11 protein-coding genes and 1 pseudogene are annotated in these 16,371 nt (G+C 71.5%); 7 read left to right on the top strand and 5 right to left on the bottom strand.

The features are described 5' to 3' along the window. Window positions 1–91, top strand: a pseudogene (locus ABZ945_RS10550) (styrene monooxygenase/indole monooxygenase family protein); the annotation flags it as partial. A gap of 23 nt (window positions 92–114) precedes the next feature. Here the strand turns inward: ABZ945_RS10550 and ABZ945_RS10545 are convergent. The 4 genes from ABZ945_RS10545 to ABZ945_RS10530 all read right to left on the bottom strand — a co-directional run bounded on the left by ABZ945_RS10545 (window position 115) and on the right by ABZ945_RS10530 (window position 7,176). Further along, window positions 115–4,002, bottom strand: coding sequence for a multifunctional oxoglutarate decarboxylase/oxoglutarate dehydrogenase thiamine pyrophosphate-binding subunit/dihydrolipoyllysine-residue succinyltransferase subunit (locus ABZ945_RS10545; RefSeq protein ID WP_361266747.1), 3,888 nt, complete (start codon window positions 4,000–4,002; stop codon window positions 115–117). A 377-nt stretch (window positions 4,003–4,379) separates the two neighbouring features. After that, window positions 4,380–5,570 carry a HAMP domain-containing sensor histidine kinase gene (locus tag ABZ945_RS10540; protein WP_361266745.1) on the bottom strand — a complete coding sequence of 397 codons (1,191 nt, stop codon included), beginning with the start codon at window positions 5,568–5,570 and terminating at the stop codon, window positions 4,380–4,382. Beyond that, complete coding sequence (locus ABZ945_RS10535; protein WP_361266743.1) at window positions 5,567–6,313, bottom strand: response regulator transcription factor; 747 nt, start codon at window positions 6,311–6,313, stop codon at window positions 5,567–5,569. The genes ABZ945_RS10540 and ABZ945_RS10535 overlap by 4 nt, the downstream gene beginning before the upstream one ends. 143 nt (window positions 6,314–6,456) lie before the next feature. Then, entirely contained in the window at window positions 6,457–7,176 is a 720-nt protein-coding gene (locus ABZ945_RS10530; RefSeq protein ID WP_361266741.1) for a spermidine synthase, read from the bottom strand. A gap of 325 nt (window positions 7,177–7,501) precedes the next feature. On the opposite strand from ABZ945_RS10530, the gene ABZ945_RS10525 reads away from it, so the two are divergent. The 6 genes from ABZ945_RS10525 to ABZ945_RS10500 all read left to right on the top strand — a co-directional run bounded on the left by ABZ945_RS10525 (window position 7,502) and on the right by ABZ945_RS10500 (window position 14,655). Beyond that, entirely contained in the window at window positions 7,502–8,287 is a 786-nt protein-coding gene (locus ABZ945_RS10525) for a rhomboid-like protein (protein ID WP_361266777.1), read from the top strand. 353 nt (window positions 8,288–8,640) lie between these two features. Further along, window positions 8,641–9,273, top strand: coding sequence for a LysE family translocator (locus tag ABZ945_RS10520; protein ID WP_361266739.1), 633 nt, complete (start codon window positions 8,641–8,643; stop codon window positions 9,271–9,273). 44 nt (window positions 9,274–9,317) lie between these two features. Continuing rightward, on the top strand, window positions 9,318–9,575 hold the full coding sequence (locus ABZ945_RS10515) for an acyl carrier protein (RefSeq protein ID WP_361266737.1): 258 nt from the start codon (window positions 9,318–9,320) through the stop codon (window positions 9,573–9,575). A 21-nt stretch (window positions 9,576–9,596) separates the two neighbouring features. Then, window positions 9,597–10,988 carry a TrpB-like pyridoxal phosphate-dependent enzyme gene (locus tag ABZ945_RS10510; RefSeq protein WP_361266735.1) on the top strand — a complete coding sequence of 464 codons (1,392 nt, stop codon included), beginning with the start codon at window positions 9,597–9,599 and terminating at the stop codon, window positions 10,986–10,988. 29 nt (window positions 10,989–11,017) lie between these two features. Next, window positions 11,018–12,931: an FAD/NAD(P)-binding protein gene (locus ABZ945_RS10505; RefSeq protein ID WP_361266733.1), complete on the top strand. Its 1,914-nt coding sequence runs from the start codon at window positions 11,018–11,020 to the stop codon at window positions 12,929–12,931. A gap of 17 nt (window positions 12,932–12,948) precedes the next feature. After that, window positions 12,949–14,655 carry an AMP-binding protein gene (locus ABZ945_RS10500; RefSeq protein WP_361266731.1) on the top strand — a complete coding sequence of 569 codons (1,707 nt, stop codon included), beginning with the start codon at window positions 12,949–12,951 and terminating at the stop codon, window positions 14,653–14,655. A gap of 48 nt (window positions 14,656–14,703) precedes the next feature. Here the strand turns inward: ABZ945_RS10500 and ABZ945_RS10495 are convergent, their stop codons facing one another. Continuing rightward, complete coding sequence (locus ABZ945_RS10495; RefSeq protein ID WP_361266729.1) at window positions 14,704–16,227, bottom strand: MFS transporter; 1,524 nt, start codon at window positions 16,225–16,227, stop codon at window positions 14,704–14,706. Window positions 16,228–16,371 lie beyond the last annotated feature (144 nt).

Genomic DNA, 16,371 nt, shown 5'->3' with positions numbered 1-16,371 from the left:
GCACCCCGAGTTCGACGCGGTCCGCTGCAATCTGGTGCCGGGCGTGGGCGAGCTGTTCGTGATGCCGACGTTCACCATCAGCGGCCGCGCGGACACCCATGAGTCGGTCAGGCCCTAGGCGTCGAAGACCTCGGCGACCAGTTGCGCCTGCTCGGCCTGGTGGCGCTTGGCGGAGCCGACGGCCGGGGACGAGCCGTGCGGGCGCGAGATGCGGCGCAGGCGCTCGCCGTGCGGGATGTCCGCGCCGACGGCCAGGTCCAGGTGGTCGATCAGGTTGAGCGCGATGAACGGCCAGGCACCCTGGTTGGCCGGCTCCTCCTGGGCCCAGAGGTACTTCTCGGCGTGGGGGTACTTGGCGATCTCGGCCTGGAGCTCCGCACCGGGGAGCGGGTACAGCCGCTCCACGCGGATGATGGCCGTGGTGGTGTCGCCCCGCTTCTGGCGCTCGGCCTCCAGGTCGTAGTAGACCTTGCCGGCGCAGAAGACGACCTTGCGGACCGCGTCCGGGGTCACCGACTCGTCACCGATCACCGGGCGGAAGCCGCCGGTGGTGAACTCCTCCGCCTTGGAGGCGGCGGCCTTCAGCCGGAGCATCGACTTCGGGGTGAAGACGACCAGCGGCTTGTGGTGCGGGTTGTGCACCTGCCACCGCAGCAGGTGGAAGTAGTTGGACGGGAGGGTCGGCATGGCGACCGTCATGTTGTTCTGCGCGCACATCTGGAGGAAGCGCTCGGGGCGGGCCGAGGAGTGGTCCGGCCCCTGGCCCTCGTAGCCGTGCGGCAGCAGCAGGGTGACGCCGGAGGTCTGCGCCCACTTCTGCTCGGCGGAGGAGATGAACTCGTCCACCACGGTCTGGGCGCCGTTGACGAAGTCGCCGAACTGCGCCTCCCACATCACCAGGGCGTCCGGGCGGGCCAGCGAGTAGCCGTACTCGAAGCCCATCGCCGCGTACTCGCTGAGCAGCGAGTCGTAGACGTTGTAGCGGGCCTGGTCCTCGGCGAGGTACTGGAGGGGGGTGTAGTCCTCGCCGGTCTCCTGGTCGACCAGGACCGCGTGGCGCTGGCCGAAGGTGCCGCGGCGGGTGTCCTGGCCGGACAGCCGCACCGGGACGCCCTCCATCAGCAGCGCGCCGATGGCCAGGGTCTCGCCCATGCCCCAGTCGATGGTGCCGTCGTCCACCGAGGCGGCGCGGCGCTGGAGCTGCGGCATGAGACGGGGGTGGACCTTGACCCGGTCCGGGACGTTCACCTGGGACTGGGCGATCTGCTTGACCACCTCGGCGGAGACCCCGGTGCTGACGGAGACCGGGAACTCGGCCTGGGCGTCGGGCGCATGGGCCGGTCCGGGCTGCGAGGTGGCCTCGCGGACCTCCGCGAAGACCTTCTCCAGCTGGCCCTGGAAGTCCTGGAGCGCCTGCTCCGCCTCTTCGAGGGTGATGTCCCCGCGGCCGATCAGCGACTCGGTGTAGAGCTTGCGCACCGAGCGCTTCTTGTCGATCAGGCTGTACATCTGCGGGTTGGTGAACTGCGGGTTGTCGCCCTCGTTGTGACCGCGGCGGCGGTAGCAGATGAGGTCGATCACCACGTCCTTGTTGAACGTCTGGCGGAACTCGAAGGCCAGCCGCGCGACCCGGACCACGGCCTCGGGGTCGTCGCCGTTCACATGGAAGATCGGCGCCTCGATCATGCGGGCCACGTCGGTGGCGTACATCGAGGAGCGCGAGGACTCCGGGGCGGCGGTGAAGCCGACCTGGTTGTTGATGACGATGTGCACGGTGCCGCCGGTGCGGTAGCCGCGCAGCTGCGACATGTTGAGCGTCTCGGCCACCACGCCCTGGCCCGCGAAGGCCGCGTCGCCGTGCAGGGCGACCGGGAGCACGGTGAAGTCGGTGCCGCCCTTGTTGATGACGTCCTGCTTGGCGCGGACGACACCCTCCAGGACCGGGTCGACCGCCTCCAGGTGCGAGGGGTTGGCGACCAGCGAGACCTTGATCTGCTCGCCGTCCAGGCCGGTGAAGGTGCCGTCGGCGCCCAGGTGGTACTTGACGTCGCCGGAGCCGTGCATCGACTTCGGGTCGAGGTTGCCCTCGAACTCGCGGAAGATCTGCGCGTACGACTTGCCGACGATGTTCGCCAGCACGTTCAGCCGGCCGCGGTGGGCCATGCCGATGACGACCTCGTCCAGCCGGGACTCGGCGGCGGAGTCGATGACCGCGTCGAGCAGCGGGATGACGGACTCGCCGCCTTCGAGCGAGAAGCGCTTCTGGCCGACGTACTTGGTCTGCAGGAAGGTCTCGAACGCCTCGGCCGCGTTGAGCCGGCGCAGGATGCGCAGCTGCTCCTCGCGCTCGGGCTTGGAGTGCGGGCGCTCGACGCGGTCCTGGATCCACTTGCGCTGCTTGGGATCCTGGATGTGCATGAACTCGATGCCGGTGGTGCGGCAGTACGAGTCGCGCAGCACACCGAGGATGTCGCGCAGCTTCATCATGGACTTGCCGCCGAAGCCGCCGACCGCGAACTCCCGCTCCAGGTCCCACAGGGTGAGGCCGTGCTCGGTGATGTCCAGGTCGGGGTGCTTGCGCTGGCGGTACTCCAGCGGGTCGGTGTCGGCCATCACATGGCCGCGGACCCGGTAGGAGTGGATCAGCTCGAAGACCCGCGCGGCCTTGGTGACGTCGTCGTCGTGCGAGGCGTCGATGTCCTTGAGCCAGCGCACCGGCTCGTAGGGGATGCGCAGCGACTTGAAGATGTCGTCGTAGAAACCGTCCTCGCCGAGGAGGAAGTTCGCGACGATCCGCAGGAACTCGCCGGAGGCGGCGCCCTGGATGACCCGGTGGTCGTAGGTCGAGGTGAGGGTCATCACCTTGGAGATGCCCAGCTTGTTCAGGGTGTCCTGGGAGGTGCCCTGGAACTCGGCCGGGTAGTCCATGGAGCCGACGCCCATGATGACGGACTGACCGGGCATCAGCCGCGGCACCGAGTGGACGGTGCCCAGACCGCCGGGGTTGGTCAGGGAGACCGTGACCCCGGTGAAGTCCTCCATGGTCAGCTTGTTGTTCCGGGCGCGGCGGACGATGTCCTCGTACGCCTGCCAGAACTCGAAGAAGCCGAGGGTCTCGGCCTTCTTGATGCCGGCCACCACCAGCTGGCGCTCGCCGTTGGGCTTCACCAGGTCGATGGCGAGGCCGAAGTTGATGTGCTCCGGCTTGACCAGGGTGGGCTTGCCGTCCTTCACCGCGAAGGAGTTGTTCATCGACGGCATGGCCTTGATGGCCTGCACCATCGCGTACCCGATGAGGTGGGTGAAGGAGATCTTCCCGCCGCGGGCCCGCTTGAGGTGGTTGTTGATGACGATGCGGTTGTCGAACAGCAGCTTCACCGGGACGGCGCGGACCGAGGTGGCGGTCGGCAGCTCCAGCGAGGCGCTCATGTTCTTGGCGACCGCGGCGGAGGGACCGCGCAGGGTCACGAACTCGGGACCGGCCGGAGCCTCGGTGGACTCCGGAGCCTGCTGGGCCTTGGGCGCGGCCTTCGGCTGGGCCGCCTTCGGCTTCGCGGGAGCGGCGGCCTTGGGCTGCTCGGTCTTCGGCTGCTCGGCCTGCGGCTTCGCGGCGGGGGCGGCGGCCTGGGCCTGCGCGGGCTTGCTCTGCGCGGGCTGGGCGGCGGGCGCCGGGGCGGCCTGGGGGGCGGCGGCCTTCGCCTGGGCGGGCTGCGCGCCGGCCGGCTGTGCGGCGGCCGGTGCGGGCACCTGGCCCTGGGCGGGCTGGGCGGCGGAGGCTCCCGACGGGGCCTCGGCGGGCTTGTCCGCCGCGTCGGCGGCGCCCGGCTTGTAGTCGGCGAAGAAGTCCCACCAGGCGCGATCGACCGAATTCGGGTCCTGGAGGTACTGCTGGTAGATCTCGTCGACGAGCCACTCGTTGGCACCGAACGCGGCGGCAGGGTTCTGGCCCTGGCCGTCTTGGTCGGTCGAAGTGCTCGCATTACTGGGGGACTGAGACGACACGGCGGTAACCGCCCTCTTCCGCTTCGCAAGGTGATGGACAGCGGAAATAAAGGCTACGCCTCCCCGGCCCGGACGTGCAGGCCGGGCATCGTCATCGTCGTGTAGATCACATCGTGAGACGTGTTTCACGGCAATGAAGGGCGGGAAACAAGCGTGGTTCGACCGCAAACGGGTAGGAGGGCGCGTCGCCGCGGCCCCTGGGGAACCGGAGCACGGCCACCGTTCCAGGGCACACAACCGCTGGTCAGAGCCCCGTCACACGGACTTCGACCGGCGGCGGCAACCGGAACCGCGGCTACCGACCCTACGTCAACCCCACCGGCCTCCGGACCGCCCGCGCACACCCGATCGTCAAGGCCGTGGGTCAACCTCGACCGTCAACCGCGCTGCTGCGGGATCCCCGGGAGGGTGACACGGATCCGGCAGCCGCGCGTCGACTCGGCCACCCCGATCCGGCCGCCGTGCAGATCCACCGCCCAGCGCGCGATCGCCAGCCCCAGTCCCGTACCGCCGTCGCTGCCCGGGCCGTGCGGGGAGGCCGTACCGCCCCGGTTGAACCGCTCGAAGACCTTGTGCCACTCCGACTGCGGAATGCCCGGCCCCTCGTCCTGGACCTCCAGCGTCAGCGACTCCGGCAGCGCCCCGCGCCGCGCCCGCACCGTGACCCGGCCGTGCGGAGGGGAGTGCTTGACCGCGTTGTCGATCAGGTTGGCGACCACCTGGTGCAGCCGCTCCGCGTCCGCGTGCGCGGTCAGCTCCGGCGGGGAGACGTCCAGATGCAGATGGACGTCGGTACGGGTGTGGTGGCCCGAGCCGGAACTCAGCCGGCGCTGGGCGGCGGCCAGGTTCGCCTCCTTGAGCACCCCGGACAGATACGGCCACACCTCGAAGCGGCCGGCCCGCAGCGGCACCACCCCGTTGTCCAGCCGGGACAGGTCCAGCAGCGTCTCCACCAGCCGGCCCAGCCGCTCGGTCTGCTTCAGCGCGGTCCGCATGGTCTCCGGATCGGCCGCCGAGACGCCGTCCACCACGTTCTCCAGCACCGCGCGCAGCGCCGCGATCGGGGTGCGCAGCTCATGGGAGACGTTGGCCACCAGCTCCTTGCGGTTGCGGTCCACCGACTCCAGGTCGTCCGCCATCCGGTTGATGGTGGAGGCCAGGTCGCCCAGCTCGTCGCGGCGGTCCGCGCCCCGCACCCGGCAGGTGTAGTCGCCGTGCGAGATGGCCCCGGCCACCCGGTTCATCTCGTCCAGCGGCGCGGTCAGCCCATGCGCCACGAACTGGGTGATCAGCAGCGTGGCGATCACCGAGAAGACGGTGATGAAGCGCAGCTCGGTCTCGGTGCGCAGGGCCACCATCAGCAGCCCGGTGGTGATGAAGACCGAGACCACCACCAGGGTGCCCAGCTTGGTCTTGATCGACACCGGGACCGCACCCAGCCGGGACGACCCCAGCAGGGACGGCGCCGAACGCTCGCCGGTCCGGTCCCGGCGCGGGGTGCGCGCACGGGGCCGCCGGGCCTGCCCGGGCACCCCGTCCGCCGCCTGGCGCCCCCCGCTCCCGCTCATGGCGCGGGCGTCTCCAGCGCGTAGCCGACCCCGTGCACCGTACGGATGCGCTCGGCGCCGATCTTCCGGCGCAGCGCCTTGATGTGGCTGTCCACGGTCCGGGTGCCGGAGGCGTCCGCCCAGTCCCACACCTCGGCCAGCAGCTGCTCACGGGAGAGCACCGCGCGGGGGGTGTTGGCCAGGCAGACCAGCAGGTCGAACTCGGTCGGCGTCAGATGCACGTCCTCGCCGCGCACCCGCACCCGCCGCTGGGCGTGGTCCACCTCCAGCTCGCCCAGGCGCAGGATGCCGCTGCGCGGGGCGGCCGCGGCCTGTGCGGCCCGTTCGATCCGCCGCAGCAGCACATGGACTCGGGCCGCCAGCTCCCGCATCGAGAACGGCTTGGTCATGTAGTCGTCCGCGCCGACCCCGAGACCGACCAGCATGTCCGTCTCGTCGTCGCGGGCGGTGAGCATCAGCACCGGCACCGGCCGCTGCGCCTGGACCCGGCGGCAGACCTCCAGACCGTCGAAGCCCGGCAGCATCACGTCCAGCACCATCAGGTCCGGCTGCCACGCCTCGGCCGCCTCCACCGCCGCCGGCCCGTCGGTCGCCGTCTGCACCTGGAAGCCCTCGGCGCGCAGCCGGGCGGAGATCGCCTCCACGATGGTGCTGTCGTCCTCGACGACCAGCACCCGGCGCTGGGTGGCCGGTGCGGCCGCCCCGGCCGCCGTGCCGTTCGGACTGGTGTGTGTCTGCTCCATCGCCCCGCCCCTGTCGCGTCCTGCGCGAGCGTGTAGTTCCGTGCCGTACCCGGACAGCGCGGCTGAGTCCGACGGCACCACTGGCGACGGGTGCCGTCGGCGGCTGCCCGGTCAGCAGCGTAAAGGCACCGACCGCGTCCCGGCTACGCAGGGCGAACGGCGAGGTGGACGACGTCCGGTACGCCCCGGGCAACGGGGATCTCTTCGGTCCGTACCCCGCTGAATCCGGCATTCCGCAAGGAGTCTTCGAAATCGCCGGACGGCCGGGCGGACCACACGGCGAGCACTCCGCCCGGGTTGAGCCGGGCCGCGCAGGCGGCCAGACCGGCGGGCGAGTAGAGGGAGTTGTTCTCCTCGGTGACGGTCCAGTCCGGGCCGTTGTCGATGTCCAGGCAGAGTGCGTCATAGGTGTCCGGACCATCCTGGACATGGGCCACCAGGTCCTCGTGGAGCAGCACCGTGCGCGGGTCGGCGAGCGCCTCCGCGGTGATCCGGGAGAGCGGCCCCTCGCGGTGCCAGTCGATGACCGCCCGCTCCCGCTCCACCACCGCGATCCGGCCCCAGCAGGCGTCCGCGGCGGCCCGCGCCAGCGAGAACCCGACGCCCAACCCTCCGATGAGCAGGGTCGGATGGGCCCGGGTGCCGAGTGCGTCCCGTGCCGAGTCGACCAGCAGGCGCTCGGACCGCCCGTCGGAGGTGTCCATCAGGAACGTGCCGTTGGCGATGATCTCGAAGAGCTCGCCGCGCCGCCGCAGCACCACCTCCCCGTAGGGCCCCTCCCGCCGGTCGAGCGTCACCGGGGGGTCCTGCGTCAGGGGGCGGTGGAACGTGGCGAGCGGGTTCGCCGGGGTCGTCTCAGCCATGCGCCGAGCGTAACCAGCCGTACGGGGATGGTGCTTGACGCGCTTCGGGCCTGGGGTCGGGGGCGTGGCGCCGTGAGGAAGGACACAGGGGGCCGGGGGAGGCGGGGTCGGAGTTGCCCGCCTCCGGCGGGGTGTGACGTAGATCATCGCCGTCGGCAGGCGTGAACCCGGGCCCGGGGGCAGGCTCCCGCCGGGCGGACCGTGCGGGGCCGCCGGATCGAAGGGCGGCCACGCGGTGGAGCGGTTCCGGACGCGCGGTACGGGCGGTGGCGGCGCCCCGCGTTCCGTCGCGCCCGCCCCGCTCCCCGGTACCGGCCGCGCGCCCCTGGTACGGGCGGCCGCCGGGCTGCGCCGGGTGGGCCGGCTGCTGCCGACGCCGACCGGGACGCCGTTCACCTTCGGCTATCTGCTGGTCCTGCTGCTCACCTCGCTGTTCGCCCGGTACGGCGACCCCGACACCGTCGGCCGGCTGCTCCAGGCCTCCAGTTCGGACGCCGCCCATCTGGCCCGTACGCCGGTGCGGGTGCTGCTCGCCAGCGCGCTGTGGCTGCCGGGCGGGCTGCTCTCGCCGTACGCCGTGGGGCTGGTCGCCGTCCTGACCGCTCTGGAGCGGCGGATCGGCGGCCGGCGGACGGCCGCCGTCTTCGTCCTGGGGCATGTGGTGGCGACCCTGGCCACCGAGATCCCGGTCGGGCTCTCCGTACTCGCCGGGCACCTGCCCGGCAGCTCGCTGCACCGGCTGGACTACGGGGTGAGCTTCGGCATGCTCGCCGCGCTGGGCGCCCTGGCCGGGCTGCTCAGCCCGCTGGCCCGGGTGCTGGTGCTCGGCTGGGTGGCGGTGCTGCTCGCCCAGGACCTGGTGGAGTTCGCCGACCCGCTCACCGCCTGGGGCCACCCGCTGGCGCTGCTGGTGGGCCTGGCCTGCCGCCCGCTGGTCCGCCGGGCGGCACTGCGGCGGACGGTACCGGGGCGGGCGGCGGTACGGGGGCCGGCGGCCGGGACCGCGGCCATGGCCCCGACCATGGCGGCGACCGTACCCGTGGCGGTGCCGCGTCAGCCGGGTGCCCGGTCGGCGTCCCCGGTCTCCCCGATTCCCTCGTCCGCCAGGTAGGGGCAGCCCGGCCCGCAGGGCGGCGGTATTCACCAGCGTCCTGCTCATGTCAATTCCGCCACGCCGACCGCCGCAGCACATTTCCCATGACGGTGGGCGGGCGCCGGCGCACGCCAGGGCTTTTTCGGCCGCATCACAAAGCTGGCCGAAAGTTGCTGGGATGAATGCCTGGTGCATGTTTCAATTACGGAGCTGGTCGCTCGAAATCACGGCGGCAATACCGTGGACGCCGGGAAGCCGGTGCCGACATTCGACAAGCAAGGATGACGAAAATGGAGAGGTGTCTTCCGCTTGGATGTACGAGCGCTTGGGTGGTATTCCGGCCGAATGATGGCCGGAACTGAGCCAACCGCATGGTGACCGGAGTCTTCGTCGCCACCGTCTTCGTCATGGTGGCCGCGCCGGGGCCGTCATTCATGGTGCTGGTGAACGAGACGCTGAGATCCGGTCGCGGGGCCGGGATGGTGACCATTCTCGGCAGCAGTACCGGACTGCTCATGTGGGCCGTGGCCTCCACGCTCGGGCTGGCCGCGCTGATGCACAGCTCCGAGCTGGTGTTCACCCTCTTCAAGCTGGCGGGCGCCGCCTACCTCTGCTACCTCGCGGTGACCACGGTGTACCACCGGCGCAGCTACGGCCATCAGCCGGCCGAGGAGACGGAGCGGCGCGAGGCGGCCGGCTGGTGGCAGTCCTACCGATCAGGGCTGGTCACCAGTGCCGCCAACCCCAAGATGGCCACGGTGTACCTGGCGCTTGTCCCGCAGTTCCTGCCGGCCGACGGCGGGTCGCCCGCCGACGTGGCCACCCTGACCGCCGTCCAGATCATGATCAGCGCCGCCTGGTACGCGGTGGTGGTCGGCCTCGTCGGCCTGGCGAGACGGCTGCTGACCCGACCCGCGGTGCGGGTGGGACTGGCCTGGACGAGTGGCGCGATCCTGCTGCTGCTCGGGCTGCGCACCGCGGTGATGACGGGTTCCGCGGTCTAGCGGAACGGCGAAAAACGAAAGACTGTCCAGGAAGAGGGATTGATGTGACGTCTCCTGAGAAGGTCGAAACCCGGGTGCGCGAGGTCGTCGCAGACGTCATCGGCCCGTCTGCGCCGCCCACCATCGGACTCGATGACGAGTTGCATGAGATCGGGATCGAGTCACTCAACATTCTCGAAATCGTGGTCCGACTTGAGCAGGAGTTCGACATCAAGATCGGGGATGCCGAGATATTCGAGGCCGCGCTGAGCCGAGTCGGGGACATCGCGAAGTTGGTCCAGACACACGTCGGACGTTCCTAGCAACCAGGATCGGAGAACATCATGCAAAATTCGGCAGAAGCCTCGCTGACGCCTGAAGAAATCGTTCCCACGCACTGGTACAACGTGCTGTCCGACCTCACCGGCGTCGAGGACGCGGCGAAGCTGCGCCAGGCCAGGCCGGAGACCCGCCAGGACGGCGGCCCGGTCACCCCGCAGATCCCGCTGTCGATGTACCGCCAGAGCATGGGCCGGGAGCGGTTCGTGGAGATCCCGCAGCCGGTGCGCGACGAGTACCTGCGCTGGCGGCCGACCCCGCTGAACCGGGCGCACCGGCTGGAGCGGCTGCTCGACACCCCGGCGAGGATCTACTACAAGTACGAGGGCACCAACACCACCGGCAGCCACAAGCTCAACACCGCGCTGGCGCAGGCCTACTACTACAAGCAGGCGGGCATCACCAGCCTGACCACCGGCACCGGCGCCGGTCAGTGGGGGTCGGCCCTCGCTGTCGCCTGCCGCATCTTCGGCATCAAGTGCACCGTCTACATGGTGCGGGTCAGCTACAACCAGAAGCCCTACCGCCGGATCATGATGGAGATGAACGGGGCCGAGGTCATCTCCAGCCCCCACAAGGACTCCGAGGCCGGCCGCGCCGCGCTGGCCCGCGACCCGAACACCGACGGCAGCCTGTCCATCGCCAACGCGGAGGCCTTCGAGCACGCCCGGCAGGTGGAGCGCTGCAACCTGTCGGTGGGGAGCGGGGAGAACCACGTCCTGCTGCACCAGACCGTGATCGGGCAGGAGGCGGTCCGGCAGTTCCGCGCGATCGGCGACTTCCCGGACGTGGTGATCGGTTCGGTCGGCGCGGGCAGCAACTTCTCCGGCATCACCCTGCCGTTCTTCCACGAGAAGGTGCGCGACGGTCTGGACACCCGGTTCGTCGCGGTGGAACCGGAGGCGTGCCCGAAGCTCACCAAGGGCCGCTACGCCTGGGACTACAACGACTACACCGGCGTCACGCCGATGACGAAGATGTACACCCTGGGGCACACCTTCGTCTCCCCGGGCATCCACGCCGGCGGCCTGCGGTACCACGGCGCCGCCCCCCTGGTGAGCGCGATGTACCACCAGAAGCTGATCGACGCGGTGGCCTACCCGCAGCACTCGGTCTTCGAGGCCGGCATCACCTTCGCCAACGAGGAGGGCATCATCCCGGCCCCCGAGTCGGCGCACGCCATCCGGGCCGCCATCGACGAGGCGCTGCTGGCCAAGAAGGAGGGCAGGGAGAAGGTCATCCTGTTCAACCTCAGCGGCCACGGACTGCTCGACCTGTCGGCCTACGAGCACTTCCTCAGCGGCGGCATGACCGACATGGCGGCCTCCGACGAGCTGATCGCCGCCTCGCTCGGCCGCCTGCCGGCCGTGGACGACCTGGGCGCGGCAGCGCGCTGACGACACGCTTCACCAAGGGGGGACAGGCCGTGCGACAACTGACCGACGAGGTACGGGACGTCGTCATCGTGGGTACCGGACCGCGCGGGATCTCGGTCTTCGAGCGGATCGCGGCCCATCTGGCGGCGGACGCGGACCCACCGCGGTTCCGGATCCGGCTGATCGACGCGGTGGAGCTGGGGGCGGGCCGGATCTGGCGCACCGATCAGGAGTCCTGCTTCCTGATGAACACCGTGGTCGGCGAGATCAGCATGTTCTCCGGGGTGGCCGACGGCGGGCCGTGCCGGCCGGGCGCCGGCCTGTCCTTCCAGCAGTGGTTACGCACCCAGCCGGACCCGGCCCTCTCCGGTCTCGGCCGTGACGACTACGCGCCGAGGTACGCGTACGGCAGGTACCTGCGGTACGTGTACGACGCGGTGGTACGCGGCATGTCCGGGCTCGGCGAGGTCGTCGAGGTGGTCGGCACGGTGACCTCGTTGCGGGAGACCGGGGACACCTACACGCTGGAGGTGTCCACGCCGGAGGAGGAGACGACCGTCACCGCCGACGCGGTGGTGATCACCTCCGGCCACGCCCGGGCGGAGCTGACCGAGCACCAGTCCGCGCTGGCACGGTTCGCGCGGGAGCGGCCCGGACTCCGCTACCTCAGCGGCGATTCGGCCGCCGACCTGGACCTGCCCTCGATCCCGCCGCACGCCGTGGTCGGTGTTCTGGGGCTCGGTCTGTCGTTCTACGACATCCTGATGTCCTGCACCGTCGGCCGGGGCGGGAAGTTCAAGGAGAGCGTCGACGGGACGATGTTCTACGTCCCCAGCGGCAACGAGCCCACCGTGATCGCGGGCTCCCGCAGCGGGCTGCCGATCCTCTCCCGGGGCCGCAACCAGAAGGACGTGACCGGCCGCGCGGCGCCGAGGTTCCTCACCTCGGCCGCCATCGGACGGCTGCGCGAGCAGAGCGTCGCGCGTCGGGGCAGGCCGAGCCTGGACTTCGACCAGGACGTGCTTCCGCTGCTGGAAGCGGAGATCAACTACGTCTACTACACCACCCAGGCACGGATCCAGTACGGGGCGGAGCGGGCCGAGGAGTTCGCCGCCGAGCTGCGCGCACTCGGCCCGGACCTGGCGAGCTGGCGCGGGCCGGCCGTGCGCCAGGGGCTGAAGGACGTGGCGCCCGTCGACCTGGAGCGGCTGGCCAGGCCGTTTCGGACCGAGCGGTTCGACTCGGAGGCGAGCTTCGTCGCCGAGGTGGGGCGCATCATGCGCGCCGACATCGCGGAAGCCGGTCAGGGCAATGTGGACAGCGCGCTCAAGGCCGCGCTGGACGCCATCCGCGACTCCCGCGAAGTGCTGAGGTACGCCGTGGACTTCGGCGGCCTCACGCCCCGATCCCATCGGGCCGACTTCCTCGGCCGGTTCGTCTCGCGGACCTCGCGGCTCTTCACCGGCCCGCCGCTGGAGCGCTCCGCCCAGTTCCTGGCCCTGATCGAGGCCAAGGTGCTGGAGATCGCGGGGCCGGATGTGCGGCACGGATGCGACGCCGTACAGGGCCGGTTCTATCTGGAGTCCCCGGCCGTCGAGGGCGTGCGCAAGCACTGCGACATCCTCGTCGACTCGCGGATCCCGACCGCCGGTCTGGTGCGCAACACCGATCCGCTGATGCGGCAACTGGTCGACGAGCGGATGGCCGTCGGATTCGCGCACAGCGACGACGACGAGGTGTTCGAGACCGGCGCGCTGCACATCACCCCGGCCGAGCGCCGGGTGATCACCGCCGGCGGCCGACCGCACCGGGCCGTCTACGCCCTGGGCATCCCGACCGAGCGGGTGTGCTGGTTCACCCAGATCGGCAACGGCCGGCCGGGCGTGCACACCTCCTTCTCCAGGGACGCCGACGTCATCGCACTCAGCGTGCTGCGCCGGGCCGCGTCCAACGCCTTCCAGTGAACGGGGACACCGTGTCCGTGCCAGACGATGCCTACACGGAGTTCCGGGCCGCGCGGGACCTCCTGCTGCGGCACGCCGGGGACCACGAAGCCGCGCACCAGGCGTTCCGGTGGCCGCGGCCGCGGCGGTTCAACTGGGCGCTTGACTGGTTCGACCGGATCGCCGAGGACAACGACCGGGTGGCCCTGCGCATCGTGGGCCAGGGCGAACTGACCTTCCAGGAGCTCTCCCGGCGCTCCCACCGGACCGCCGACTGGCTCCAGTCGCAGGGCGTGCGCCGGGGCGAGGTGGTGATCCTGCTGATGGACAACCGCCTCGAACTGTGGGAGCTGATGCTCGCACTGATCAAGGTCCGGGCCGTCGTCGTCCCGCTCTTCCTCTCCATCTCGCCCGAGGAACTGCGCACCAGGATCGACCGGGCCTCGGCCCGGCACATCATCGCGGACCACCGGGTGGTGCCGGGACTCGCGGCGGACGGGCTGCGGACCCGGATCGTGGTGGGCGGGGAGCACGAGGGATGGACCGGCTTCGCCGCCGCGGCCGAACACCAGGGCGACTTCGTGCCGCAGGGCCCCACCGAGGCCGGCGAGCCGCTGTTCTACTACTTCACCTCCGGCTCCACCTCGCGGCCGAAACTGGTGGTGCACACCCATGTCAGCTATGCGATCGGCCATCTGGCCAGCATGTACTGGAACGGTCTGAAGCCCGGCGACACCCACCTCAACGTCTCCGCCCCGGCCTGGGCGAAGTACCCGTGGAGCTCGCTGTTCGGACCCTGGAACGCCGAGGCCACGGTGGTCTCCATGGACAGCGCCGAGGTGACCCCGCAGCGGTTGCTGGACGTCCTGCGCACCGGGACGGTCAGCAGCTTCTGCGCCCCGCCCAGCACCTGGCGGGCTCTCATCCGGACCGGCCTGCCCGACGGCCTGCCCGGTGTGCGGCACGCCGTCAGCGTCGGCGAACCGCTCATGGGCGACGTGGTCCAGCAGGTCCACGCCCTGTCAGGGGTGACCGTCCGCAACGGCTTCGGGCAGTCCGAGGTCACCGCCATGGCCGGGGTCACCGCCTCCTCCACGGCGGACCCGGTGTCCATGGGCCACCCGCTGCCGGGCTACACGCTGGTGGTGGTCCGGCCGGGCACCGACGAGCCGGCCCAGGAGGGCGAACTCTGCCTGGACCTGACCGACCAGCCCGTCGGCATGATGCGCGGCTACCTCGACCCGGAGGACAACGCCTCCCTCCACACCCCCGGCGGCCTCTACCGGACCGGTGACCTGGCCCGGTGGAACGGCGACGGGTCCCTGGTCTACCTCGGGCGGTCCAAGGACGTGTTCGAGGGACCGGACGGGGCGCTGATCGCCCCGCTCGCGCTCGAACACCAGCTGGTGCTGCACCCCGCCGTCGCCGAACTGTCGGTGGTGCCGGTGTCCGAGGGCCCGGCGCTGGTGCCCAAGGCGTACGTCGTGCTCGCCGCCGGGTGGAACGCCACCCGGGCCACCGCCGAGGCGCTCTTCGCCCACCTTCGGCAGCGGCTGCCCGAACCCCAGCCGATCCGGTTCCTGGAGTTCGTGGACGATCTGCCGCGCACCGAATCGGGGAAGGTCCGGCGCGAGGGCGTCCGGGCCCTGCGCAGATCCCGGAAGGCCGAGTTCACCGCCGCGCCGCCGGTGCCCGCGCCCCGGGCGCCCTCGCCCGCGGCGGACCCGGCGGCGCGAACCCCCTGACGCTCGGCGGCGGTGTCCTTGGCGTCCTCGCCGGGCGGGTAACCGGCGTCAGCGCGCGAGAGGCCGTCCCTGCCCGGCGCGCTGGCGCAGCAGGAAGGCCACGGCGAGGGCGGCGAGCACCGCGGCCGCGGCTCCGGCGAGCAGGGCCAGCTGCATTCCGGAGACGAACGCGTCCCGGGCGCGGGCGATCAGCGCCGGGTCGCCGAGGGCGTAGGCGGCGGCCAGCGAGGAGCGCGCGGTGCCGGCCAGCGGGGCGGGCAGCCCGGTGACGACCAGATCGCTCCGGTACGTGGAGGCCAGCACGCTGCTCAGTACGGCGATGCCCAGGGCGCTGCCCAGCTCCCGGGAGAGGTCGTTGACGGCGGAGCCCACATTCTGCAGCCGGGCCGGGAGGGTGTCGGTGATGGCGGCGGTGGCCGGGGTCATCGCCAGCCCCATCCCCGCGCCGAGCGGCAGCAGCCCGGCCAGCAGATGCCCGTAGGCGCTGTCCGCGTCGAGCAGGGCGAGGACCGCCAGGCCCGCGGCGACCGCCAGCAGCCCGAGGACCCAGGGGCCGCGGGCGCCGAAGCGGGCGGTCAGCACGGGGGAGAGGCGGGTGCTGGGGATCATCACCGCGGCCATCGGCAGCGCACTGACCGCCGCCACCAGCGCGCTGTCCCCGCGCACCAGCTGGAGGTACTGCATCAGCACGAAGGTGAAGCCGAAGAAGCCGAAGAACTGCAGCGCCACCGAGAGCGCCCCGGCGGAGAGGTGCGGGTGCCGGAACAGCCGCGGGTCCAGCAGCGGGTCCGTCCGGCGCAGCTCCCAGCCGACGAAACCGGCCAGCACGACCAGGCCGATCCCGATGCCGGCCAGGGTGCGCGGGGCACCCCAGCCGTGGTCGGGGGCCTCGATGACGGAGTAGACGAGGGCGCCGAGACCGACCACGGTGAGGGCCGCCCCGACCAGGTCGATCCCGCGCCGCCCCGGTTCGGCCGACTCCGGCACCACGGCGAGGGTGCCGGCCAGCGCGATCCCGGCCAGCACCACGTTGAGCCAGAACACCGACCGCCAGGACCAGGCCTCCAGCGCCGCCCCGGCGGCCAGCAGCCCGATCACCGCGCTGGCGCCCGCGACGGCCGCCCAGACGCTGACCGCCCGCGCCCGCTGCTCCCGGGGGAAGGTGCTGGTGATGGTGGACAGGGTGGCCGGCATGACGAACGCGGCGGCCAGCCCCAGCACGGCACGCAGGGCGATCAGCGCCCCGGGGTGGGTGGTGAAGGTCGCCCCCAGCGAGGCCGCGGCGAACAGGGCGAGCCCGCCCAGCAGGGCCCGGCGGCGGCCGAACCGGTCGCCCAGGGTCCCGGCGAACAGCAGTAGCGAGGCGAAGACCAGGCTGTAGGCGGCGATGATCCAGGACAGGTCCGTCTGGCTGGCGTGGGTCTCCCGCGCGATGTCCGGCAGCGCCACGTTCAGCGAGGCCATGGCCGCGACGACGGTGGCGAGCGCCAGACAGGTCACCGCCAGCACCGCGCCGTGCCGCACCGGCCGTTCCGTACGCGCCCCTCCGGAGGCGGCGGCAGCAGGGTCCATGAGGGCTCCCGAGGTCGAGTGCGGCCCGTTGTTCCCACTGTCACCCCACGGGAGGGCTGGCGCGCCTCCGGACCAGTTGCGCCCCACCGCGGTGCGGGAAAGTCCTTGATCGCTCAGAGCGAACGCCCCTCGCGGAGGATCCGG

Origin of the sequence: Streptomyces sp. NPDC046887 (genome assembly GCF_040644755.1) — a bacterium.
GTDB classification, from domain to species: domain Bacteria; phylum Actinomycetota; class Actinomycetes; order Streptomycetales; family Streptomycetaceae; genus Streptomyces; species Streptomyces lichenis.
Note: the sequence above shows the minus strand (reverse complement) of the source record. Positions and strands in the feature narration are given on the sequence as shown.